Source organism: Burkholderia cepacia ATCC 25416, from assembly GCF_001411495.1.
In the GTDB taxonomy this organism is placed as follows: domain Bacteria; phylum Pseudomonadota; class Gammaproteobacteria; order Burkholderiales; family Burkholderiaceae; genus Burkholderia; species Burkholderia cepacia.
In genome coordinates this window covers 765,483-789,361 of record NZ_CP012982.1, presented here as the reverse complement: position 1 = coordinate 789,361, position 23,879 = coordinate 765,483, and the positions used below count along the sequence as shown (strand labels likewise).

Genomic DNA, 23,879 nt, shown 5'->3' with positions numbered 1-23,879 from the left:
GCGCGACGCGCATCACAGGTCGGCCGGCAGTGCCGCGTGCAGCCACTTCTGCGACAGGGTGTTCAGCGTGCCGCTTTTCTTCGCGCCGGCGATCGCGTCATTGACCTTCTGCATCAGGCGCGGCTCGTTCTTGTTCAGGCCGACGTGATCGGGCGAGCTGAACAGCGAGAACTTCTGCTCCGGATCGATCGACGGATGGCGCGCGATGATCGTCGCGCCGACGTCGTTGCCGATCACGAGCAGTTGCGCCTGCCCCGACAGGAACGCCGCGATCGCGCCGTTTGGATCGTCGAAGCGCTTGATCGTCGCGTTCGGCGGCGCGACCTTGCTCACGCTCAGGTCCTCGAGCGTGCCGCGCGCGACCGCGACCGACTTGCCGGCGAGATCGGCGGTGCCTTTCACGGCGAGCGATTTCGGGCCGAATACCGCGAGATAGTACGGCGCATACGCGTTCGAGAAATCGATCACCTTCGCGCGCTCCGGCGTCTGGCCGACCGACAGCAGCATGTCGGTCTTGCGGTCGGCGAGATACGCCATTCGGTTGTCGCCGGTGACCTGCACGAGCTCGACCTTCGCGTTGAGCGCCTTGCCGATCAGCGCCGCCATGTCGATGTCGTAACCTTGCGGCTTCATGTCGGGGCCGATCGAGCCGAACGGCGGGTAGTCCTCGAACACGCCGATGCGCACGACGCCGGATTTCGCGATCGTGTCGAGTGCGTCGGCATGTGCGAGCGGCGCGATGGCGGCGAGACCCGCCGCGCAGGTGCAGACGAGGGCGGTGCGGGCGAGCAGGCGTCGCACGAGACGGTGGGCTTGGGTCGATGCGTTCATGATGGAGTCCTTGTTGCTGCGCTGGGGAAAGAACCGGAAATCAGGCGCCGCGTGCGGCGATCAGCTTGCATGCATGCGCGGGTAGCTCGGCGGCGACCGGCATGCCGACGTGCAGGTCGGGCGTTTCGCGCGGCGTCGTCGCTGCCGTCAGCGTGAAGCCGCGGCAATCGATCGTCGCCTCGATCGACGCGCCGACGTCGCGCACGAACGTGACCGTGCCGGCGAGCGTGTTCGGCGCGGACGGCGAGACCGAGGCCGCGCGCACGCACACGTCCTCGGGGCGAATCAGCAGGCGCACGGCGTCGTCCGCGCGCGGCGCGTCGGGCGCGCGCCGGATCGCGAGCCGTTGTCCGCCCGGCAGCACGATCGCGTCGTCGCCGTCGCACGCGACCGGCAGGATGTTGCCGAGGCCGATGAAATCCGCGACGAATTCGTTGACCGGATCGCGATAGATGTCGAGCGGCCGGCCGACCTGCTGGATGCGGCCTTTCTCCATTACGACGATCTCGTCGGCCATCGTCATCGCTTCGCGCTGGTCGTGCGTGACCATGATCGTCGTGATGCCGAGCCGTTGCTGGAGCAGCCGGATCTCGACCTGCATCGCCTCGCGCAGCTTCGCGTCGAGCGCCGACAGCGGCTCGTCGAGCAGCAGCAGGCGCGGAGACGAAGCGATCGCGCGTGCGATCGCGACGCGCTGGCGCTGCCCGCCCGACAGTTGCGTGACGAGCCGGTCGGCCAGGTGCGGAAGCTGGATGAGTTCCAGCAGCTCCGCGACACGCTGCGTTTGAGCCGTCCTGGCCGTCTTGCGCAGCCGCAGCGGATACGCGATGTTCTGCGCGACCGTCATGTGCGGGAACAGCGCGAGCGACTGGAACACCATGCCGAAGTCGCGCCGGTTGGCCGGCACGTGCGTGAGGTCGCGGCCGGCGAACGTGATCGTGCCCGACGTCGGCGTCTCGAGGCCGGCGATGATCCGCATCAGCGTGGTCTTGCCGCAGCCCGACGGGCCGAGAAAGCAGACGAGCTTGCCGTCCGGCACGGACAGGTCGACGTGATCCACGGCATACGCGTGCTGGAAGCGCTTCGTCACGCTCTGAAGGGTGAGCTGGGTCATGGGGAGTCCTTGGATGGGCGAGGGCGGAGTCGTGCGCGTATCAGAGCGCAACGCCCTTGTCGCCGACGAGTTTTTCGAGCATCCAGATCAGCGCGAAATCGATCGCGACGGTGAACACCGCGAAACAGAACACGGTCGGGTCGAGCGACGACACGGTGCGGCTGTAGAGCCAGACCGGCAGCGTCATCGTGTCGACGCTGTACAGGAAGAACGTCACCGTGAACTCGTTGAACGACACGATGAACGCGAACAGCATGCCGGCGAGGACGCCCGGCCGCATCAGCGGCAGGACGACATCGACGAACGCGCGGCGCGGGCTCGCGCCCATCAGGCACGCGGCTTCCTCGAATTCCGGGCCGATCGACGCGACCGATGCCGCGCAGTTCTTCACGGTAAACGGCAGCGTCAGGATCACGTGCGCGACGACGAGCCGCACGAGCCCGAGTTCGAACGGCAGCGCGTTGAACACGAGCAGCAGCGCGAGGCCGAGCATGACGAGCGGATAGACGATCGGCAGCGCGACGAGCTGCTCGACGAACGTCTTGCCGCGGAAGCGATAACGCGACAGCGCGTAGGCGGCGGGTACCGAAACCGCAGTCGCGACCAGCATCGTCGCGATCGCGACGACGAGGCTCGTCGTCAGCGCGGCACCCATCGATTGCGCACTGCCGGCATCGGCGGTCACGAAGGTCTGCCAGGCGGCGCGGTACCAGTGCAGGCTGAAATCGCGCGGCGGGAATTCGAGCGTGCCCGACGAGCCGAACGACATCGTGGTCATCGTCACGATCGGCAGTGCGGCGAGGCACAGCACGAGCGTCGCGAGGGTGCCGGTCGCGCGGCTCAGACGGCCGGGCAGCGGTGCTCGCGGCAGAAGGGCATTCATCGGTTCACCTCGTCACGTTGCAGGGCGCGCACGAGGCGCTGGGAAACCGCCATCACGACGAGCGTCGCGCCCATCAGCACGACACCCGAGGCCGACGCGGCCGGCCAGTTCAGCAGCGGCGCGACCTGGTCATGCACGAGCACCGCGAGCATCGGTACGCGCCGGCCGCCGAGCAGCAGCGGCACCGCGAACGCACTCGCGTTGTAGGCGAACACGAGCAGCGCGCCCGATACGAGCCCCGGCATCGCGAGCGGCAGCGTCACGTGCCGCAGCGTCTGCCAGCGCGTCGCGCCGAGCGTCGCGGCGGCTTCGTCGTACGCGCGGGACACGGCACGCAGCGCGCTCGACAGCGGCAGCACGGCGAGCGGGAATGCGGTCTGGATCAGCCCGAGCAGCACGCCGTGTTCGCGGTACAGCAGCTGCAGTGGCCGTTCGATGACGCCGGCCGCCAGCAGCGAGCGGTTGAGCAGGCCCGCCGGGCCGAGCATCACGAGCCAGCCGTAACCCTGCAGCAGCAGGTTGACGAGCAGCGGCAGCAGCACGCCGGCAAGCATGAGTCGCCGCGCGAGCCGCGATTCGGCGCGCGCCATCGCCAGCGCGACCGGGATCGCGAGCAGCACCGCGCATACCATGCTCTGGAACGCGAGGCGCAGCGTGAGCCACAGCGAGTGCATGAAGTACGGGTCGGCGAGGTCGGCGTAGTTCTGCAGCGTGAACGTGCGCCATTCGTCGCCCGGTGTACCGACGCTCATCCGCAGCACGGTGAGCGTCGCCGCCGCGAGCACCGCGAGGAATGCGAGGATCGGCGCAAGCAGCAGCCACGGCGGCACGCCGGGCCGCGCGGCAGCGGCGGCCGAAGCGCCGCCGGCCGGGCCGGCGGCGACGGGTTCCGCGTGACGGGAGGAAGGCAGCGAGGCCATGTCGTCAGGCCGCGAAGAGACTGGTATAGCGCTTGATCCACGCCGGCTGAACGGCGGCGAGCGCCTTGTCGTCGTGGAGGATGGCCTTCTCCGCGATCTGCTGCGGCGACGGCACGAATGCGCGGCTTTCCGCCGGGATCACGGCCTTCGAATTCACCGGCCCGTTCAGCACGTCCGCCGCCATCCGGCCCTGCACGCCCGCGTCGAGCGTGTGGTTGATGAACGCATGGATCAGGTCGAGGTCGCCCGGGTGCGCTTTCGGAATCACCGTGAACATCAGTTGCGTCGCGAAGCCTTCCTTCATCCCGTACGTCACGCCCATCTTGTAGTCGGGCTTGCGGATCTGGTCCGGGAAGAACGCGGGCGAATAGATGCCGCCGATGTCGAGCGAGCCGGTGCGGAACAGGTCGGCGACCTGGTTCGGGTTTTCGCCGAGCGTCATCACACGATCCTTGAGCGCCGCGAGCTTGCGGAAGCCCGGTTCGATGTTCTGCTGCGAACCGCCGGCCAGCTTCGCGGCGACGATCGCGAGATCGACCGCCTCGGCCCACTCCGGCGGCGGAAGAAACAGGCGCCCCGCATATTTCGGATCCCACAGCGCTTCGTAGCTCGCCGGTGCGGTCTTGACGGTCGACGTGTTGTAGATCAGCCCGTCCGACCACAGCAGGTAGCCGACACCGAACCCGTTTGCGCCCGTGCGGTACTGCGGCGCGACGTCCTTCAGGTTCGGCAGCCGGTTCAGGTCCGGCTTCGCGAGCAGGCCCGCATCGGCGAGGCCGGCCGCACCGACGCCGGCCAGCGTGATCACGTCGTAGGTCGGCCGCTCGCCGGCGGCCTTGACCTTCGCGACCATGCCCGATGTGCCGTCCGCGCGGTCGGCGATCACGCGTGCGCCAGTCTGCTTGCTGAACGTTTCCGCGATGTTGCGCAGCGCGGCCGCACCGGTATCGTCAGACCACGTGAGGATGCGCAGCGTCTTGCCCGCGAAGCTGCTCGCCTGTGCCTTCGCAGTACTGATGAATGGCATCGGAAGGGCGGATGCGGCGAGTGCCGTGCCGAGGGTTTTGATCACCTGCCTTCTGCCCGCCTTGAAGTGTTGCATGGCCGTCTCCTGATGAACGATGCCGGGTGGTTCGATGCCGGTCGCCGAATGGCGGCGCGGGGTGTGGATGCACTGTAGGGACGTCAAATTTCCGCAACAAACGAAATATCCGCATGCGCGGCATGAGATAAACGCATGGCCCGGACGGCCTCAGCGGGCCGGCATCATGACCTGCTTGATCTCCTGGAATGCGGCCAGCCCGAACGGGCCGAGCTCGCGTCCGACGCTGCTGCGCTTGTAGCCGCCCCATGAGGTTTGTGGATAGATCAGTTGCGGCGTGTTGATCCACACGACGCCTGCTTCGAGCGCGTCGGCGACCCGCTTGCCGCGTGCCGCGTCGCGCGTGACGACGGTCGCGACGAGCCCGTATTCGGTATCGTTGGCGGCCGCGATCGCGTCGTACTCGGTATCGAACGTGCGGACGCACAGCACCGGCCCGAAGATTTCGTCGCGCCATAGCGGGCTGTCGGCCGGCACGTCGGCGAACAGCGCGGGCCGGATGAAGTAACCGGGGCCGGCGGGCACGTCGCCGCCCGTCACGAGCCGCGCGCCGTCGGCGCGGCCTTGCGCGATGTGGCGCTTCACGCGTTCGTATTGCGCGCGGTTCGTCAGCGGGCCCATCTGCACGCCGGGCGCGAACGGCGGGCCGACGACGGTCGCGTCGATCCGCCGCGCGAGGCGTGCGATCAGGTCGTCGGCGAGCGGCGCGGCGACGAGCACGCGCGAGGTCGCCGAACACATCTGCCCCGCGTTGAACAGGCCGCCGCCCGCGATTAGCTCGACCGCGTGGTCGGGATCGGCGTCGTCGAACACGACGATCGACGACTTGCCGCCGAGTTCGAGGCCGACGCCCTTGATCGTGTCCGCGGCCGTTTTCATGACCTGCGTGCCGACCGCCGTGCTGCCGGTAAACGACACCTTCGCGACGAGCGGATGCGCGCACAGCCGGGCCCCGACGTCGGGGCCGGTGCCCGTCACGACGTTCAGCACGCCCGGCGGCAGGCCCGCTGCGACGGCGATCGCGACGAGTTCGAGTTCCGGCAGCGGCGTGATCTCGGACGGCTTCAGCACGACGGTACAGCCGGCCGCGAGCGCCGGCGCGAGCTTCCACGCGGTCGTCACCATCGGGAAATTCCACGGCACGATCAGCGCGGCGACGCCGGCCGGTTCGCGCCGGATCCATGCGCGGTGGTCGTCGCCGGGCAGCGCGACCTCGGTTTCGCCGTCGGTGTCGACGCGTTCCGCGAGGCTGGCGTAGTAGTCGAACGTGGCGATCACGTCGGCGACGTCGATCTCCGCTTCGGCGAACGGCTTGCCGTTATTGAACGACTGCAGCGTCGCGAGCCGTGTGCGGTGCGTGTCGACGCCGCGCGCGATCGCGCGGAGCAGGGCCGCGCGCGCGGCACCCGTCGTGCGTTTCCAGCCGGGAAACGCGCGGGCCGCGGCCTGGACGGCGCGCTCGACGTCCGCGCTGCCGCCGGCAGCCACATGCGCGAGGACCGCTTCAGTCGACGGATCGACGATCGGCAACGTGGCGCCGTCGGCGCCGGACCCCCACGCGCCGGCGATGAAAAGCCCGGTACGCAGCGGCGGATCAAAGTGAAAATCGGGGGCCTGACTCATCGCTGCACCTGCTCGAACCATGTCGCTTCGTCGATCTCGATCACGGTCGGGATCGCGCGCGCGACGGCGTCGCGCAACGTGGCAGCCAGTGCATCGGGCGTCGCGGCCGCGTGCGCCGCGCAGCCGAAGCCGCGCGCGAGCGCCAGGAAATCGGGCGTGTACGGATCGACGCCGATCGGCGTGATGTCGCGCGCGACCATGTATTTGCGGATCTCGCCGTAGCCGCGGTTGTTCCAGACGATCACGATCACCGGCACGCGGGCCTCGACCGCGCTCGCGAGCTCCGGCAACGTGAACTGCAGGCCGCCGTCGCCGATCAGGCAGACGACGGGGCGTGCGGGCGCGGCGAGTTTCGCGCCGATCGCGGCGGGCAGCCCGTAGCCGAGCGTGCCGTAGCCGGTAGACGAGTTGAACCAGCTGCGCGGTGCGTGCGCGTCGTGGGTGAAATTACCGACGTACACGGGGCTCGTCGAATCGCCGGCGACGATTACGCCGGGCAGCGCCGCGACGATCGTGTCGATCAGCCGCGCCTGCGCGCGCGCCGGGCCGTCGTGGCCCGACGCGATCGCGGCGCGCACGGCGGCCACGCGCGGCGCGCCCCAGCCGGCTTCGGGGGGCGTCGTCGGTTTTTCGTGCAGGCGGGTCGACAGCGCGCCGAGCGCCAGCCGCGAATCGCCGGCGATGGCGATCTCCGCGCGGGCATTGCGCATCAGCTGCTGCGCGTCGATGTCGATGCGAATCAGCCGGCCATCGATCGCGAAGCCGCCGTCGAACGTGACGTCGTAATCCGTTTCGCCGAGCTCGGTGCCGACGGCGAGCACCACGTCGGCGTCGCGGATCGTCGCGCGGGTGGCGGGCAGCGATTGCGTGGAGCCGATCAGCAACGGATGGCCGGCCGGCAGCAGACCCTTCGCGTTGATCGTCAGCGCGACCGGCGCGTGCAGGCGTTCGGCGAGCTCGCGCAATTCGGCCGCCGCATGCACGGCGCCGCCGCCCGCCAGGATCAGCGGCCGGCGCGCATGGGCGAGCAGGTCTGCGGCCGCCGCGAGCGCGCCGGCGTCCGGTGCGGGGCGGGCGGGCAGCGCGGGTGGCGCGGCGGGCAGCGCGGGTGCCGGCGTCACGATCACGTCGAGCGGAATCTCGATGTGCACGGGCCGCGGCCGTGCGCTTTCGAAGACCGCGAACGCGCGCGCGAGCACCTGCGGCAGGTCGGCCGCGTCGAGCAGCGTGTGCGAGAACGCAGTGAGTCCCGCGAAGACTTCACGCTGCGACGGCAGCTCGTGCAGGCGGCCGTCGCCGCTGCCGAGCTCGCGCCGCGCGTTGACGCTCGAGATCACCAGCATCGGGATCGAATCCGCGTAGGCCTGTGCCATCGCGGTCGCGATATTGGTCATGCCCGGCCCGGTGATGATGAAGCAGACGCCCGGCCGGCCCGTGACGCGCGCGTAGCCGTCGGCCATGAAGCCGGCCCCCTGTTCGTGGCGCGGCGTCACATGGCGGATCGACGACTCTGCGAGCCCGCGATACAGCTCGACGGTATGCACGCCGGGAATGCCGAACACGCATTCGACGCCATAACGTTCGAGCAGGTCGACGAGTGCTTCGCCGCAGGTGCGGGGACGGGCAAGGAACGGTGCCGGCGCGGCCGTGCGGGCCTCGGCGATGCAGGAGAGGGGGACTGGATGGTTCATGGATCGTGACGTGCCGATTGGGAGGGGGAGTGGCCCGTACCGCAAACGAGGGGGCATGCAGCGGATTGTCGGCGTCGATCCGGGGCGCCAACAATCGATTAGTTTTCATGCCGCGCATGAGCGCCTTGCATGGCGATGCGTGGTCGCGAGGATGTCGCGATACATCGGAGGAATGGAATGCGCGGGCCGGCAACGGCGCGGCGCGGAGCCGCAACGGAATTCGGCGTGCGCTAGCGTTCGCGTTTCGTCTTGCGTGCCGGCCGCGTGTCGTCGATCCTCTGCTTCATCGCATCAATAAACGCCCGCACCTTCGGCGAAGGCAGCCGCGTCGACGGATACACCGCATGGATCCCGGCCGGCGCCGAGCGCCACGCGGGCAGCAGCCGCACGAGCCGGCCGGCCGTGAGGTCGTCGGCGGTCGAAAAATCCGTCAACAGCCCGAAGCCGCCGCCCGCGAGCACGATCGCCCGGCACGCGGTGGCGGTGTTCGACACGACGTGCGCGACACAGCGCACCGAAGCGGTGCCGCCGTTCGCGTCTTCGAGTTCGAGCGTATGCGGGCGCGGCAGCGTCGACAGCATCACGAACGGCAGCGCGGCGAGCGCATCGGTATCCTGCGGCCGTCCGTAGCGCGCGACGAACGCGGGGCTCGCGACCAGCCATTTCTCGTAGGTGCCGAGCTGCACCGCGCGATAGTTCGAATCGGCGAGGCGGCCGATGCGGATCGCGACGTCGAGGTTGTCCGCGACGAGATCGACGACGCGGTCGTTCGCGACGAGTTCGACGTCGAGGCCCGGATGCCGGTCGCGCAACGCGACGACGGCAGGCGCGACGACCAGCGCGCCGTAGTCGATCGGCACGCTCACGCGCAGCGTGCCGCGCAGCGGCCCCGCGTCGGACGACACCGCGTCGAGCGCGCTTTCCGCGGCGCGCACGATGTCGCGGCACGCGTCGTAGAACGCCCGCCCCGCGTCGGTCACGCTCAGCCGCCGCGTGGTGCGCACCAGCAGGTTCGCGCCGACCTCGGATTCGAGGCGCTGCATGTGCGTGCTGACCACCGTCTTCGCCAGGCCGAGCCGCTCGGCTGCGGCCGTCAGCGAGCCGGCGTCGACCACCGCGACGAAGACCGCCAGCCGGTTCAGGTTCACGTCGCGCAGATCGGCCATCGTCGATTGTCCTATGGGAGCGGATAATGTTTCCGCGATTATCCATCTTCTGGAGACGAACGGCGAGCGCTACGCTGCAGGTGTTCGTCGCCGATTCCCGGCGGCGCGAGATTCCGGAGTGTTTTCCATGTCTGCCGTCCGCAAGCCTGCTTCGCCGATTCGCGTCTACTCGTTCCTGCTCTCCGGGCATGCGCATCGCGTCCGGTTGTTCCTGTCGCTGCTCGGCCTGCCTTCGGAGACCGTCGACGTCGATCTCGCGGCCGGCGCACAGCGCGAACCGGCGTTCCTCGCGCTCAATCCGCTCGGGCAGGTGCCCGTGATCGACGACGGCGGCACGGTGATCGCCGATTCGAACGCGATCCTCGTGTACCTCGCGAAGCGCTACGGCGACGCGCACTGGCTGCCCGACGACCCGGCCAGCGCGGCCGTCGTGCAGCGCTGGCTCTCGTATGCGGCCGGGCCGATCGCAGCGGGGCCGGCTGCCGCGCGGCTCGTGACCGTGTTCGGCGCGAAGCTCGACCACGAGGCGGCCAAGCGTACGGCCGCGAAAGTGCTCGACGTGATCGATCGCGAGCTGGCCGGCAAGCCGTTCGCGGCCGGTGCGCAGCCGACGATTGCGGACGTCGCCGCGTACTCGTACATCGCGCACGCGCCGGAAGGCGGCGTGTCGTTCGAACCGTATCCGCACGTGCGTGCGTGGCTGGCACGCGTCGAGGCACTGCCGGGCTTCGTTGCGATGCCGACGACACGCGCCGGCCTGCTTGCCGCGTAACGCCCACCGACGCCGCGCCTGCCCACGGAGAACGCGATGAACACCCCGACCACCGTCGTACCGGGCTGGGAACTCGACACCGCGCCGTTTCACGCGGGAGAGCTCGCCGTGCAGCAGCGCGCGGGCGTGACGGCGGCCGCGGGTTCGGCCGGCCGGCGCGGGATCCGGCGTTTCATGCCGGACCAGCACCGGACGTTTTTCGCGCAACTGCCATTCTTCGTGCTTGGCGGCGTCGATGCGAACGGCCAGCCGTGGGCGACGCTGCGCGCCGGCGCGTCGGGGTTCGTGACGTCGCCGGACCCGCGTACGCTGCGCATCGCGGCGCGCGCGTTGCCGGGCGATCCGCTGGACGGCGCGTGGCAGCCGGGCGCGCCGCTCGGCGGGCTCGGGATCGAATTCGATACGCGGCGGCGCAATCGTGTCAACGGCGTCGTGCGCGCGGTCGACGGCGATGCGCTGACGATCGCGGTCGAGCAGAGCTTCGGCAACTGCGCGAAGTACATCCAGGGACGCAAGCCGACGTTCGTCGCCCGGGAAGCCGGCGCGTCCGCCGGGCCCGACGTATCGGACGCGTTGAACGACGCCGATCGAGCGCTGCTTGCGCAGGCCGATACGTTCTTCGTCGCGAGCGCGAACACGTCGACCGACGCGGGCGCTGCGCGTGGCGCGGACGTGTCGCATCGGGGCGGGATGCCGGGCTTCGTGCGCGTCGACGATGCGCACACGCTGACGACGCCGGATTTCAGCGGCAACCGCTTCTTCAACACGCTCGGCAACCTGCAGCACGATCCGCGTGCGGGGCTGCTGTTCGTCGATTTCGACAACGGCGACCTGCTGTATGTGGCCGCGCGCGCCGAGATCGTGTGGGACGGGCCGCTCGTCGCATCGTTCGACGGCGCGCAGCGGGTCGTGCGGTTCCATGTGCGGGAAGTGCGGCGCATGCGCGCGGTGCTGCCGTTCCAGTGGTCGGCGGTGGAACGTGCGCCGCAGTTCGCGGCGGTGGCGGCGGGCGGGTTGGTGCAGACTTCAACCGCGTCGGTCACCGCACCCGCATCAGAATCACTATCGGCATCGGCATCGGCATCGGCATCGACATCGACATCGACATCGACATCGACATCGACATCGACATCGGCATCGGCACCCGCATGGCGGCCGCTGCGCATCGCGAAGATCGTCGACGAAGCGCGCGCGATTCGCTCGTTCCATTTCGAACCGGCGGACGGCGCTGCATTGCCCGCCTACGAAGCCGGGCAGCACCTGACGCTGCGCATCGCGCTGCCGGGAAGCGACGCGCCGTCGATCCGCAGCTACACGCTCTCCGATGCGCCGGGCGGCACGCATTACCGGATCACCGTGAAGCGCGAAGGGCGCGTGTCGGCGTGGCTGCACGATCACGCGCGGGCGGGCATGGCGCTCGACGCGCAGATGCCGCGCGGGCGCTTCACGTTCGATCTCGCGAGCCCGCGCCCGGCCGTGCTCGTGTCGGCCGGCATCGGCATCACGCCGATGACCGCGATGCTGCGCCGCGCGCTGGCGGACGATCGGCCATCGCGCCGCGTGGTGTTCGTGCATGGCGCGCGCGACGCGGCCGACCGGCCGTTCGCGGCGGAGCTGGCGCGCATCGCGGCCGCAGATGCACGGCTGTCGCTCCACTGGTTCGACAGCCATCCTCACGACGGGTCGGCGGCGCAGGCAGGCCGCATCGACATCGCGCAACTGAAGCGGCTCCTGACGTTCGACGATTACGACTTCTACCTGTGCGGGCCGTCGGCGTTCATGCGCGACCTGTACGACGGGCTGCGCGCGCTGAACGTGCCGGACGAACGCATCCGCTTCGAGGCGTTCGGGCCGTCGAGCGTGGCGCGCAGCGCGACCCGCACGACCGGGGCGCCGGCGGCGAGCGTGCCGGTGGTGTTCCGGCGCACCGGCCGCGATGCCGCGTGGACGCCCGCCGACGGCACGTTGCTGGAATTCGCGGAAGGGCAGCGCGTGGCCGTGCCGTCCGAATGCCGCTCCGGGTCGTGCGGCACGTGCGCGACGCGCGTGCTGTCAGGCGCGGTCGACTACGAGCAGGCGCCCGATGCGCCGGTCGAACCCGGCTGCGCGCTGCTGTGCGTCGCGCGGCCCGCGCAAGGGTCGGAGCCGCTCGTGCTCGACCGCTGACGCGCCCTGCGACATGCGGCCGCAGACGGCCTGCTGCGCGAAAAGCGCGCGCAACTGCTTCTTTTTTCGGATGCCGGTCGGATCGACGATAGCGTCAACCGATTCGATGAAAGGAGCACAACCATGAAACTGCTCGGCATGATCAAGCTGGTCCTGTGGAGTTTCTTCGGCGTACGCAACAGCAAGGCGCACGCGGCCGATCTCGCGAACGTCAACTACACGTTGCTGCCGTTCGTGGCGATCGTGCTCGCGCTGCTCGTCGGCGCGGTGATCTACGGCGTCGTGCACCTGGTCGTCGATCCGACCGCGACGATGCAGGGATTCTGACCGGCCGCCGAATCGCGAGCGGGAGAACGTTCCCGCTCCGGTTTCCGGCCGCATGACCGGCGCGTGACGATGCCGGTCATCGAGGTGGCCGCGCACGACGCCAGTCATGCGCACATCGGCACCGTCGCCGTGCTGCACGAATCGCGCGGTTCCCGTTCCCGCCTTTCCCACCCACCCGATTCGCCCGATTCCAGGGCAGCCCGCCCCGCCCGGGGTAAAATGCGCGCCGCGCCGCGATGTCGTGCGCGACGGGCACGCCGCCGTTCCAGCGAACGGCGCGCGCCAGACCGTCGCGCCCGTACCGGGGCGTTCGAAGCGTCCCCCCGCATGACAAGACCGCGCGATGCAGCCGGCCGCCCGACACGCCCCGACGAACCGGTCGACGGCAGCGTCGGTTCCCGGTGCGTCACCTGAATCCGATGTCCCATCCTGCGTCTTCCCGACCGAGCGGCACGCTTGCGTGCCGGATCGTCTGGTTCGCCCGGTTCGTCTGACGAATGTCGTGCCGGCGCGTGCGTCCGGCGGAGGCAGATCCGGTCGCGGGCACGCTTCGCAGCTTCGTAACGGGTTTCGACAGGGTCGAGTGGCGAGTTTTCCATCCAGAGCAATGACGGTGAATAGAACAACAGCGTCGCCCGCACGGCGGCGGCGCGCGAAGGTCGGGCTTGGTGTCGGCTTCGGCATCACGCTTTTCGCGGCCCAGGCCGCCGCGGCGCAGGGCGACACGCCGGCGCCGGACGCCGGGGCGGCCGCCAGCGCGACGCTGCCGACGATCACGGTGAGCGGCGAGCGCGGCAACGCGCTGCGCGCACGCACGGCATCCGTCGCGGGGCTCGACGACGCACCGCTGCGCGACACGCCGGCGTCGGTGAGCGTCGTCACGCGCGCGCAGCTCGACGACCAGCAGGCGAAGCGGCTGAGCGACGTCGTGCGCAACGACGCGTCGGTCGTCAACGACTATGCGCCGGTCGGTTATTTCGAAGGTTTCGCGATCCGAGGTTTTCCGGTCGATCTTGCGAGCGCGATCCGGATCGACGGGCTGACGGTGTCCGGCGAACAGAACGTGCCGCTCGAGAACAAGGAGCGCGTCGAGATCCTGAAGGGGCTGGCCGGCATCGACAGCGGCGTCGTCGCGCCCGGCGGGGTGATCAACTTCGTGACCAAGCGCTCGGCGAACGTCGCGAGCGTGACGGGTGGCGTCGACAGCCGCGGTTCGACGTCGGCGGCCGTCGATCTCGGCCGCCGCTTCGGCCCCGACAATCAGTTCGGCTTCCGGATCAATGCCGCGAAGGAGAACATGCACTCCTACATCGACGGCACGAACGGACGGCGCACGTTCGGCTCGATCGCCGCCGACTGGGACATCAGCCCGCGCGCGAGCCTGCAGCTCAACGCCGAATTCCAGCAGTGGATCCAGCGTTCAGCACCCGGCTACCAGCTGCTCGGCGGCACCGTCGTGCCGTCGGTCAAGACGACGTCGAAGGCGCTCGGCACGCAGCCGTGGGCGAAGCCGGTGACGACCGACGCGCTGAACCTGAACGCGCGCTTCGACTACCAGTTCAACGACGACTGGAAGGCGTATATCGCCGCCGGCCGCAGCCGCACGATGATCGACGACAACAGCGCGTTCGCGTACGGTTGCTATTACGCGGCGAGCTGCAAGGCCGGCGCGACGTCGCCGTTCTTCTTCGGCGCGAACGGCGACTACGACGTGTACGACTTCCGCAGCCCCGGCGAATACCGGCGCAACGACGACCTGCGTGCGGTCACGACCGGCAAGTTCGCGACGGGGCCGCTGCGGCACGAGCTGACGCTCGGCGTGAGCGTGCAGCGCCGTGTCGTGCACATGGCGACCGCCGTGTACGACTATGTCGGCAGCGAGAACATCTACGGACCCGACGTCACGTTTGCACCGTCGCCGAATACGCCCGGGCCGTCGTATCCGCAGCTCGATGCGTGGCAATACGGCGTGTTCGGGCTCGACCGCATCAGCATCGGCGAACACTGGCAGGTGCTCGCGGGCGGCAAGGAAGTGCTGCTGCGCCAGCGCAGCTGGAGCAGCCTCGACAGCGACGCGACGCACACCGACCGCTCGGTGTTCCTGCCGCAGGTCGCGCTCGTCTACAAGCCGGTGAACGTGCTGTCGCTGTACGCGTCGTACAGCAAGGCGCTGTCGCTCGGCGACCAGGCGCCCGTGCGCGCGACCAATGCGTATGCGTTCCTGCCGCCCGTCGAATCGCACCAGATCGAAGTCGGCGCGAAATACGACTGGCTCGACCGGCTGAGCCTCACGGCCGCCGTGTTCTCGATCAGCAAGCCGTTCCAGTTCGCCGATCCGGACGCATCGGGCACGACCTACACGTTCGTGCAGCGCGGCACGCAGCGGCACCAGGGGATCGAGTTCGGCGCGGCCGGGCGCGTGACCGAGCGTCTGGGGCTGACGGCCAGCGTCGCGGCGATTCGCGCGCGGGCGTACGATTCGGGTTCGCCGGCCTACGAAGGCCACCAGATCATCAACGTGCCCGCGCTGCGCGCGTCGCTGTATGCGGACTACGCGGTGCCGGGCGTCGCGGGGCTGAACGTGCTGGGCGGCGTCGAGTACAGCGCGGCCCGCAACGCGAACGAGGAGGGCACCGCGCAGGTGCCGGCGTGGTTCGTGTTCAATCTCGGCGCGCGTTATACGACGAAGATCGGCGGCCATCGCACGGTGTTGCGCGTGTCGGTGGACAACCTGTTCAACAAGTTCTACTGGCGCGACGCGGGCGAGCAGCAGGGCGATGCGTACCTGTTCCCGGGGGCGCCGCGCACCGCCCGCGTGTCGTTGACCTATGATTTCTGATCGTCCGGAACCGGCCGCGTGACGCGCGGCCCCGGCAGCCAACCTGGAGAGCACAGACGATGTCCCCACTCGAAATCGCCGGCGTGATCGTCAGCGCGCTCGCGATCTGGCTGACCGCGAAGCGGCGCATGCTGTGCTGGCCGGTCGGGCTCGTGTCGGTCGCGTTGTACGGCTGGATCTTCTTCGACGCGAAGCTGTATTCGGACATGCTGCTGCAAGGCGCGTTCGCGGTGCTGCAGGTGTACGGCTGGCAACGCTGGCTCGCGCAGCGCGCGAGCGAGGCCGACGGCAATGCGGTGCCGGCAGGCGATGTCGCGCCCGTCACGGGCGTGCGGCCGATGCAGATGCTGCCCGACCTGATCGCGGCCGTCGTCGGCAGCGCGCTGCTCGGCGGCATGATGGCGCGCTGGACCGATGCGGCGCTGCCGTTCGTCGATGCCTCGCTGACCGCGTTCAGCCTCGTCGCGCAATACTGGACCGCGCGGCGCTACATTGCATCGTGGGGGCTGTGGATCGTCGTGAACGTCGTGTACGTCGGGATGTTCGTGTTCAAGGAACTGTATCTGACGGCCGGCCTCTACGCGCTGTTCATCGGGCTGGCCGTCGTCGGCTGGCGCGACTGGAGCCGCACGGCCGCGGCGCTGCGCGCGGCGGCCGGCGGTGCGCTGGCAACGGGCGGCGGCGCGCGCTGATTCACGCGCCGATTCAACTACGGAGCAACGTCGTTCATGTCATTCCCACTCGAGCCGGACGGAGCCCTGCCGCGTGACGTCGCGCCGCCGCAATTCGGTGTCGACGGCGAGCAGGCCGAACGCGACTGGCCGCTGATGACGCACGACGAGGTGGCGGCGGTGCTCGCGCGCATCGACGGCGCCGGCGAGCCAGAGCGGCTCACGTGGCACAGCCCGCGACAGTTCGCGGCGGCCGTGCTCGTGCGGATGGCGGACGGGCGCGGGCTGTTCGTCAAGCGTCATCACGCGAGCCTGCGCGATGTCGCGGGGCTCGAGGAAGAGCATCGCTTCATCGCGCACCTGCGCGAACGCGGCATGCCGGTGGTCGACGTGCTCGCGGATCGCAACGGTGCGACCGCATTCGCGTCCGGCGACTGGACCTACGAAGTGCATGTGCTCGCGCCCGGCGTCGACCCGTATCGCGGCGTGATGTCGTGGCAGCCGTTCACGCATGCGTCGCACGCTTACGCGGCCGGTCGCGCGCTGGCCGAGCTGCATCGCGCGTCGGCCGGCTACGATGCGCCGGCGCGGCCCGTGCGCACGCTGCTGTCGAGCTTCCGCGTGCTGTCGTCCGACGATCTGGCGGGCGGGCTCGAACGCTGGGTCGAGGCGCAGCCGCTGCTCGTGCGCGCACTCGGCGCGCGCGACTGGCGCGGCGACGTGGCCGACGCGATCGGCCCGTATCACGCGCGCCTCGTGCCGCTGCTGCCGGCGCTGCCGCCGCTGTGGACGCACGGCGACTGGCACGCGTCGAACCTGCTGTGGACCGAGGCGGGGCCCGGCGCGCAGGTGCGGACGGTGCTCGATTTCGGGCTGTCGGATCGCACGTGCGCCGTCATGGACCTCGCGCTCGCGATCGAACGCAATACGGTCGACTGGATGGCGCCGGCCCAGGCGCGCCGCGTCGAGTACGCACAGATCGACGCGCTGCTCGACGGGTATGAGTCACTCGAACCGCTGGGCGACGAAGCCTATGCGGCGCTGGTCGCGATGCTGCCGATCGTGCATACGGAGTTCGCGCTGTCGGAAGTGGCGTATTTCGGGTGCATCATCGATGCGCCGGCCATTGTCGATATCGCATACGACGGGTATCTGATCGGGCACGCGCGGTGGTTCGGTGAGCGCGACGGGCGGCAGTTGCTCGACTGGTTGCAGCGTCGCCGGATGATGAGAAGCGGGAAAACGTGAGCGACGTGTTTGGCACTGGGAAGTGTGTGGTGGGTGCTGCCGCATCGGGCCGGCGGCATCGCGCCTGAACTTGCCCCTGAAGTGGCCGCCCACAAGCCTGAGATCGCCCCTGGTTTCCGCGCCGTGGCAAACGGTCGCGGCAACTTGAGGGCCGATTGCGGCGGCGCGCTACGCACTCTCGGATGGCGGACCTTGTCCTCGCGCCACGCGGTCCCTTACAGCTTCAATACGAAATCCGCCGCCCAGCGAATCCGGATCAATAAAGATGAGCGCTACAAACGTGCGTCCGGCGTCTGAATTCGCGAATCCCTGCGTTCAGTCGTTTTAGACGAGCGGGCGACGTGTGGGCATTGCGGACAAAAAGTTCGAAGAGTGCGGGCATCCGGCCCGACAGCGCACCGCCCGATACGCGGAAATCATACTCAAAGCTTTGCATCCGATAATTCTTCATGAAATTCGTTCGGATACCAGATAATCGTTGCCGAATTTTCGTACACGGACGATTGATCCCCCTGTTGGGTTGGCTTTAAGTTGGCGTGGAGCACATTTCACCTACTTAACCGGAAAGGGATGAAGGATGCCGAACGAACAAGAAGCAAAAGCGCTTACCCATCTTTTCGCGACCATCGGCTCGCGTACCAAGCGCGGCGGTTGGGTTGCCGAAGTCGCTGGCAAGACGAGCTATCGCGGGCTGATGCTGGCCCGCGTCGGTGACGTCGTTCAATACGATGACGGCACCGAGGCCGTAGTCGTCGACGGGGCGGGATTTTCCGCCACGTCCGACGGCAAGCCAATGGCGCTAGTCGGCTCGCGACTAAGCAACGGCGACGTCATCACTCAAACGTTGCAAGACGGAGCCGGTATCCGGGTGACTGATGACAAGCCGATTCCCGGCTTGTTCGATCCTGCTTACGTACCGCCGCCCGCGCGCCCACGCTACCGGCTGGCCGTGAAAGGGGCGACGACCGCGAGGGGCGGCGTGCTGCGTGAAGCAACCGGCACATGGGACGTTGGCGAATCGCTCGGCAAGTCCGCTGTCGTGGGAAACATTGTCCACTATGTGGACGGTTCAACCGCTCGAATAATCAGTGGCCTTGGCATCGCGAATTACCCCGACTTCACGCCGCTCGCCTTCGTTGGTAGCGAACTCTCAAACGGCGATATCGTCACGGACTCCCCGGAATGTGAAGGAAGGGGCTTCGCCGATACCTTCACGGTGGTGAAATTGGCGATCGTAGCTGATCAAGAGGCAGCGAAATGATCCGGTCCTTCCTCGCCCAGGGCGACCGCGCCGGAAGCGCGATCATCACCGAAGGTCTCGACTCCGTGACCTGTTCTAATCCGCCGCCGGCAGTACAAATCGCCACGCTCGGCATGAAAACCTACTGCACGGCCTGCAAGCAAGAAGGATTCGTTGCGCCGGAGGGGCCGCGCTGGCCCGGCACGGGCCCGAACGGCAAGCAATGGGCATTGAGCGGTGATATCAACGTGTGCGGCTGCAGTCCGCCGCCGGTGTTCTACGCGGAGCGCAACATGAGGATGATTTTCACGGCAGAGGAAGTGGTGGCGCTGACGGGGCAGAGCACTCCTCGTTCGTCGTTGGCGATTCACGCTAAACACGACGAACAATTTGTTTTGCACGATGCCGATACCGGCCGACCCTTGGCACGCGTGCAATACCGTATCCATACCGCGTCCGGAAAAGTGTTCAGCGGTGTTACGGATGCTATCGGCCATACCCAACGAATTGTTACGACGAGCCGAGAAGCGTTGGAGGTCGAAATTTATGTGGAAGACTAAAGAATATGGTAACGGGCAATGAAAATACGCAAGGAAACGGTGACTGGATTCAGGTCGGGAAAGGTGAATCGAATACGGTCCGCGGTTCGAAAGTCATAATTCCGTTGTCACTGAACGGTCCGCCTATCTGTCCTAACATGACTGACGCAGAATTCAGGAAGCTTGTTCTAGGGTTGAGAGATGAGGCTGTTGTTATTACCAAGCGGAGAATAGCCGGACTGGCGCGTTGGACGCCCGATACACAGGCTCGCGTTGTCGAGTGGTTCGGTTCGTCTGACAGCACGGTCAGAACCCGGTTGACTGCGGGTCTCGGGGCTCTCGTGACAGTCATGTCGAACCTGACCGCCAAGAACTTTGTACGTCCCGGCTCTGACGCGGACTTGGCTACTGGCTGCTTGCCCAATATGAAGAGGCTTGACGGAGAAGTGGCGCATGTTTGTCGTCCGGATACTGCGACGCATACGATTGCGATCAATATCAATTTCTGCTCGCTACCTGACCGATCCGCGAGCAACTTATCATCGAAGCAACTTACGATAGTTCACGAGTGTTCGCATTTCATAGATACATTTGGTTCCGAGGACTACCCGGGCGCGTATGGCCGTTGGGCCTGCGAACGATTGGCGAAAGAACATCCAGAACAGGCTATTAGAAATGCAGACAGCATCGCGTGGTTCGTTTTGGCGCGTTAACCGAGCAAAAGGAATGAAACGATCGATATCGCTTCTCTTGGCGTTTGCGCTCTGCTCGTCGCAGGCCTATGCATGTAAGGTTCTGGAACAAGACAATATGCAGTTGGCGTTGAATTCTATCGAGGTTGGCAACAGCGATCGGTTGAGTCTTGTTAGACACTTCCTGACTGCGAGAGAGTGGACACGTGAAGGGGCATCAGCAACTGTAGATGCAGCCGCGTTTGCGTGGGAACGCAATCCGAAAGCGTTGGCAAAATTGCGTGGTGAGGCGATGAAATCTTTCCTTGTTCAACTGGGAATGAATCCCCAAGACGTGTGGATTCACGAGCGGATCATTCAGGGCAAGAACGGCAAACGCGACCCCTACGACGCGCATCAGGTCGGCGTTGAGTTTGTTCCGAAATGCCCATCGGAAGGTTGTCAGAATCTATGCAATACCGCGGGTTTGCGAGGTGTTAGTAGCTATGCAGTTACGGCGGCTACGCCGGGTCCCACACATGACGTTGATCGTTTTACGTGTGCTGACGAGCGTCAGCCTGCAACGGCTCGTATCGTCACGACGGAGAGATGGACGGCGCGTACCGAAGACAAGGCGTTGCTTCTTGGGTCTCGTTCGAAGCCGCTTGCGCACGTTTGCTACCGAATCACCACGAGCGCGGACCGCTATGTCGGAATGACGGACGAGCGAGGACAAACTGAGCGAACGCAATTGCTGGGACCGGAATATACGAGGATTGAGGTAAAGGTCGACGCGTCCAAGAATTGATCGGATAAGGCCGATATGTCCGTCGGGAGGTGGTCACTTCCGTGGACAGTGAGGTGCCGCCGTGAGGTTTGCGACGCAGTGGGTTCCGCGTCTTGTTCGTCGGCGTTTCTGGAGATCTGCTGTATTTGATTCGTGAGACGTGATCCGCTCACATATCCGCGAGTGGATCACGTTGTTCTAGCAAGTCGGTAAGGCGATACGCCGCTTCATCCAATCGCCGTGCGTGGTGGCGGTCCCACCGCCGCGGCCGGCAAGCGTCGCACGCTCGCGCGCGGCCGCCCCCAAGATGACGGAAATGTCATCTTCGTCTCATGTTCGCACTGCGGCCGAACCGTAGCATCGGTCGCGAACCGTTACCGCAGAACCGAACATGCTCAAGCTCAACCTCGCCGCGACCGTCGTCTTCGCGATGGCCGCGACGGCTCATGCGCAGCCGTCGCTGTCCCCGGCTCCGGCTCCGGCTCCGGCTATCTCCGGCGGCGCCCCGCCGATCGGCGCACCGCCACCCGACGCACGCCCTTCCACCTCGTTGACGCTTGCCGATGCGCTCGCGGCCGCGGCCCGGAACAATCCGGCGCTGCGCGGCGCACGCGCGGACGTCGATGCGTCGGCCGGCGCGCTGATGCAGGCCGGTGCGCGCCCCAATCCGGAAGTGTCGTTCCTGCAGGAAGGCTTCCGTCGCGCCGAACGCACGTCGACCGCGCTGATCAACCAGACGATCGAACTCGGCGGCAAGCGCGGCGCGCGGCTCGACGTCGCGTCGTACGGCAGGGAAGCGGCCAATGCGTCTCTCGACGAACAGGGCGCCGTCGTGCGCGCCGACGTGATCGCCGCGTTCTACGGGCTGCTCGCCGCGCAGCGCCAGTTTCAGGTCACCGAGGAATCGGCCGCGATCGCCGCACGCTCCGCGGATCTCGCGAGCCGCCGTGCACAGGCCGGCAAGGTGTCGCCGGTCGAGGCGACCAAGGCGCACGTGGCGGCGGCCGGCGTGCAGATCGAAGTCGTGACGGCGCGCGGCCGCGTCGAGGTCGCGCGCGAGAAGCTGAACGCGGTGATGGGCGAGGCGCGCGACGGCCGGCTGGCGGTGCTCGGCGACCTCGAAGCCGTGCCGCCGGTCGAGTCGCTGCCCGCGCTCACCGCGCAGCTCGACGACGCGCCGCTCGCGCGGATCGCGCGCGCCGAGATGCTGCGCTCGAACGCGGCCGTATCGCTCGAACGCGCGCGGCGTATTCCGGACGTGACGATCAGCGCGGGCGTGAAGCGCGTGACCACGGGCGGCGTGCCGGACAACCAGGCCGTGGTCGGCGTGTCGATCCCGATTCCGCTGTTCAACACGAACAAGGGCGCGCTGCTCGAGGCGACGCACAAGGCCGCTCGGGCGAACGCCGATCTCGATCGCGAACGCACACGCCTGCGGCTGGAACTCACGCAGGCCTACGCGAATTTCGAAGCCGCCGCGCAGGAAGCGCAGCGGCTGAAGGACGACATCCTGCCGGCCGCGCGCGTCGCGCTCGACGCGATGTCGCGCGGCTACGAACTCGGGAAGTTCAGCTTCCTCGACGTGCTCGACGCGCAGCGCACGCTGTTCCAGGGCCAGTCGCAATACGTGCGCGCGCTCGCCGACGCCCATACCGCGCGTGCCGACATCGGCCGGCTCGTCGGTACGCCGCTTGCACCGTTCGCACCTGTCACGCAATAGCGCCACAGACGCCTCCATTACCTGAAGGATCATCATGTCACGCAGCAGAATCCTGATCATCGCGGCGGTCGTGCTCGGCAGCGCCGGAATCGTCCTCGGCGCACTCGGCGTCACGCGCAATGGCGGCGGCGCCACCTCCGCGTCGGCGGCGCCCGAAGCCGCTTCATCCGCCGAAGCCGCCGGCGAGCGCGGCGGTGTCGTGCTCAGGCGCGGCAAGCTGTCCGTCGAAATCGTGATGACGGAGAAGCCCGGCGACGCGCGCCTCGTCGTCTATCCGTTCGTCGACGGCAAGCCGGCCGGCAAGGGCGTCACCGTGTCCGGCACGCTGATCCGTTACGACCGCACGCACGAGCCGCTGCGTTTCGACGCGGCCGGCCGGAAGTTCGTGTCCGCGCAGTCGATCGCCAAGCCGCACGTGTTCGATGCGACGATCGACGTGAAGGCGGGCAATGACGCCGCCTCGTTCCCGTTCGCACGCGCCGACGGCGCAATCGTGTTGACCGACGCGCAGCTGGCGACCTCGAGAATCGCACTCGCGAAGGCCGGCCCCGCGCAGATCGCGACACCGTTCCAGCTCCCTGGCGAGATCAAGTTCAACGAGGATCGCACCGCGCACGTGGTGCCGCGCGTGGCCGGCATCGTCGAGCAGGTGTCGGTGTCGCTCGGGCAGAACGTCGCGAAGGGGCAGGTGCTGGCCGTGATCGCGAGCACCGATCTTGCCGACCGGCGCAGCGAGCTGCTGACGGCCGAACGCCGGTTGTCAGGCGCACGCGCGACCTACGAGCGCGAACGCACGCTGTGGCAGGAGCGCATTTCGGCCGAGCAGGACTACCAGCAGGCGCAGGTGCAGTTGCGCGAAGCCGAGATCGCCGTGCAGAACGCACGGCAGAAGCTCGCCGCGCTGAATGCGCCCGCCGGTGCGGGCGCGCTGAACCGCTACGAACTGCGTGCGCCGTTCGCGGGCACGATCGTCGAGAAGCATGCGACGCCCGGCGAAGCGATCGCCGCCGATGCCAGCATGTTCGTGATCTCCGACCTGTCGACGGTATGGGCCGAGATGGCCGTGCCGGCGCAGCGGCTCAACGACGTGCGGGTGGGACGCGACGCGACGGTCGTCGCGACCGCGTTCGAATCGCGTTCGAGCGGCCCGATCGCGTACGTGGGTTCGCTGCTCGGCGAACAGACGCGCACCGCGCCCGCGCGCGTCGTGCTGCCGAACCCGGACGGCGTGTGGCGGCCCGGGATGTTCGTGAACGTGTCGGTCGACGCGGGCAGGCAGGGCGTGCCGCTCGCGGTCGCGAGCGACGCGCTGCAGGACGTCGACGGCGCACCGTCCGTCTTCGTGCGTTCGCCGAAGGGCTTCGTCGCGCAGGCCGTCGAGACGGGGCGGCGCGACGAACGTGCGACCGAAGTGCTGAAGGGGCTGAAGCCGGGCCAGGAATACGCGGCGTCGAACAGCTTCGTGCTGAAGGCCGAACTCGGCAAGGGGAGCGCGGAACATGAATGAGCGTCAAGTGTGCGCCGTTGTGCGAATCACGGCCCGGTCTGCGACCCGGTTCGCGGCCAGAT

20 protein-coding genes are annotated in these 23,879 nt (G+C 67.9%); 12 read left to right on the top strand and 8 right to left on the bottom strand.

Annotation, left to right across the window (positions count from 1 at the left end; genetic code table 11):
* Positions 1-12: 12 nt before the first annotated feature.
* The 8 genes from APZ15_RS20935 to APZ15_RS20900 all read right to left on the bottom strand — a co-directional run bounded on the left by APZ15_RS20935 (position 13) and on the right by APZ15_RS20900 (position 9,330).
* Positions 13-831, bottom strand: coding sequence for a transporter substrate-binding domain-containing protein (locus APZ15_RS20935; protein ID WP_021162906.1), 819 nt, complete (start codon positions 829-831; stop codon positions 13-15).
* A gap of 40 nt (positions 832-871) precedes the next feature.
* Positions 872-1,945, bottom strand: coding sequence for an ABC transporter ATP-binding protein (locus APZ15_RS20930; protein ID WP_027790889.1), 1,074 nt, complete (start codon positions 1,943-1,945; stop codon positions 872-874).
* Positions 1,946-1,985: 40 nt separating this feature from the next.
* A complete protein-coding gene (locus tag APZ15_RS20925) occupies positions 1,986-2,828 on the bottom strand; it encodes an ABC transporter permease (RefSeq protein ID WP_027790890.1) in 843 nt (280 codons plus the stop codon).
* Positions 2,825-3,748, bottom strand: a complete 924-nt coding sequence (locus APZ15_RS20920; RefSeq protein ID WP_027790891.1) for an ABC transporter permease — start codon at positions 3,746-3,748, stop codon at positions 2,825-2,827. Before APZ15_RS20920 ends, APZ15_RS20925 begins: the two co-directional genes overlap by 4 nt.
* Before the next feature lie 4 nt (positions 3,749-3,752).
* Positions 3,753-4,850, bottom strand: a complete 1,098-nt coding sequence (locus tag APZ15_RS20915) for an ABC transporter substrate-binding protein (RefSeq protein WP_027790892.1) — start codon at positions 4,848-4,850, stop codon at positions 3,753-3,755.
* 150 nt (positions 4,851-5,000) lie between these two features.
* Complete coding sequence (locus APZ15_RS20910; protein ID WP_034196024.1) at positions 5,001-6,473, bottom strand: aldehyde dehydrogenase family protein; 1,473 nt, start codon at positions 6,471-6,473, stop codon at positions 5,001-5,003.
* The gene (locus APZ15_RS20905) at positions 6,470-8,164 is read right to left on the bottom strand and encodes a 5-guanidino-2-oxopentanoate decarboxylase (RefSeq protein WP_080981951.1); all 1,695 of its coding nucleotides are present in this window, start codon (positions 8,162-8,164) and stop codon (positions 6,470-6,472) included. The genes APZ15_RS20910 and APZ15_RS20905 overlap by 4 nt, the downstream gene beginning before the upstream one ends.
* Before the next feature lie 230 nt (positions 8,165-8,394).
* Complete coding sequence (locus APZ15_RS20900; protein WP_027790895.1) at positions 8,395-9,330, bottom strand: LysR family transcriptional regulator; 936 nt, start codon at positions 9,328-9,330, stop codon at positions 8,395-8,397.
* 127 nt (positions 9,331-9,457) lie between these two features.
* On the opposite strand from APZ15_RS20900, the gene APZ15_RS20895 reads away from it, so the two are divergent.
* From APZ15_RS20895 to APZ15_RS20850, 12 genes are all read left to right on the top strand, one after another.
* Complete coding sequence (locus APZ15_RS20895) at positions 9,458-10,102, top strand: glutathione S-transferase family protein (protein WP_027790896.1); 645 nt, start codon at positions 9,458-9,460, stop codon at positions 10,100-10,102.
* 36 nt (positions 10,103-10,138) lie between these two features.
* Entirely contained in the window at positions 10,139-12,268 is a 2,130-nt protein-coding gene (locus APZ15_RS20890) for a pyridoxamine 5'-phosphate oxidase family protein (RefSeq protein ID WP_027790897.1), read from the top strand.
* A 123-nt stretch (positions 12,269-12,391) separates the two neighbouring features.
* The gene (locus tag APZ15_RS20885; RefSeq protein ID WP_021164122.1) at positions 12,392-12,595 is read left to right on the top strand and encodes a DUF2970 domain-containing protein; all 204 of its coding nucleotides are present in this window, start codon (positions 12,392-12,394) and stop codon (positions 12,593-12,595) included.
* Between the two features lie 607 nt (positions 12,596-13,202).
* Entirely contained in the window at positions 13,203-15,434 is a 2,232-nt protein-coding gene (locus APZ15_RS20880; RefSeq protein WP_027790898.1) for a TonB-dependent siderophore receptor, read from the top strand.
* 59 nt (positions 15,435-15,493) lie between these two features.
* Entirely contained in the window at positions 15,494-16,126 is a 633-nt protein-coding gene (pnuC, locus tag APZ15_RS20875) for a nicotinamide riboside transporter PnuC (RefSeq protein ID WP_027790899.1), read from the top strand.
* 36 nt (positions 16,127-16,162) lie between these two features.
* The gene (locus tag APZ15_RS20870) at positions 16,163-17,353 is read left to right on the top strand and encodes a phosphotransferase enzyme family protein (RefSeq protein ID WP_027790900.1); all 1,191 of its coding nucleotides are present in this window, start codon (positions 16,163-16,165) and stop codon (positions 17,351-17,353) included.
* A 577-nt stretch (positions 17,354-17,930) separates the two neighbouring features.
* Positions 17,931-18,614: a PAAR domain-containing protein gene (locus tag APZ15_RS20865; RefSeq protein WP_027790901.1), complete on the top strand. Its 684-nt coding sequence runs from the start codon at positions 17,931-17,933 to the stop codon at positions 18,612-18,614.
* Positions 18,611-19,153 carry a PAAR domain-containing protein gene (locus tag APZ15_RS20860; RefSeq protein WP_027790902.1) on the top strand — a complete coding sequence of 181 codons (543 nt, stop codon included), beginning with the start codon at positions 18,611-18,613 and terminating at the stop codon, positions 19,151-19,153. Before APZ15_RS20865 ends, APZ15_RS20860 begins: the two co-directional genes overlap by 4 nt.
* Before the next feature lie 5 nt (positions 19,154-19,158).
* Positions 19,159-19,845, top strand: a complete 687-nt coding sequence (locus tag APZ15_RS39600; protein WP_080981932.1) for a M35 family metalloendopeptidase — start codon at positions 19,159-19,161, stop codon at positions 19,843-19,845.
* Between the two features lie 13 nt (positions 19,846-19,858).
* Positions 19,859-20,611, top strand: a complete 753-nt coding sequence (locus APZ15_RS39595; protein WP_080981933.1) for a hypothetical protein — start codon at positions 19,859-19,861, stop codon at positions 20,609-20,611.
* Between the two features lie 370 nt (positions 20,612-20,981).
* Positions 20,982-22,310, top strand: a complete 1,329-nt coding sequence (locus tag APZ15_RS20855) for a TolC family protein (protein ID WP_027790903.1) — start codon at positions 20,982-20,984, stop codon at positions 22,308-22,310.
* Positions 22,311-22,344: 34 nt separating this feature from the next.
* Positions 22,345-23,817, top strand: a complete 1,473-nt coding sequence (locus APZ15_RS20850; RefSeq protein ID WP_027790904.1) for an efflux RND transporter periplasmic adaptor subunit — start codon at positions 22,345-22,347, stop codon at positions 23,815-23,817.
* Positions 23,818-23,879: the final 62 nt, after the last annotated feature.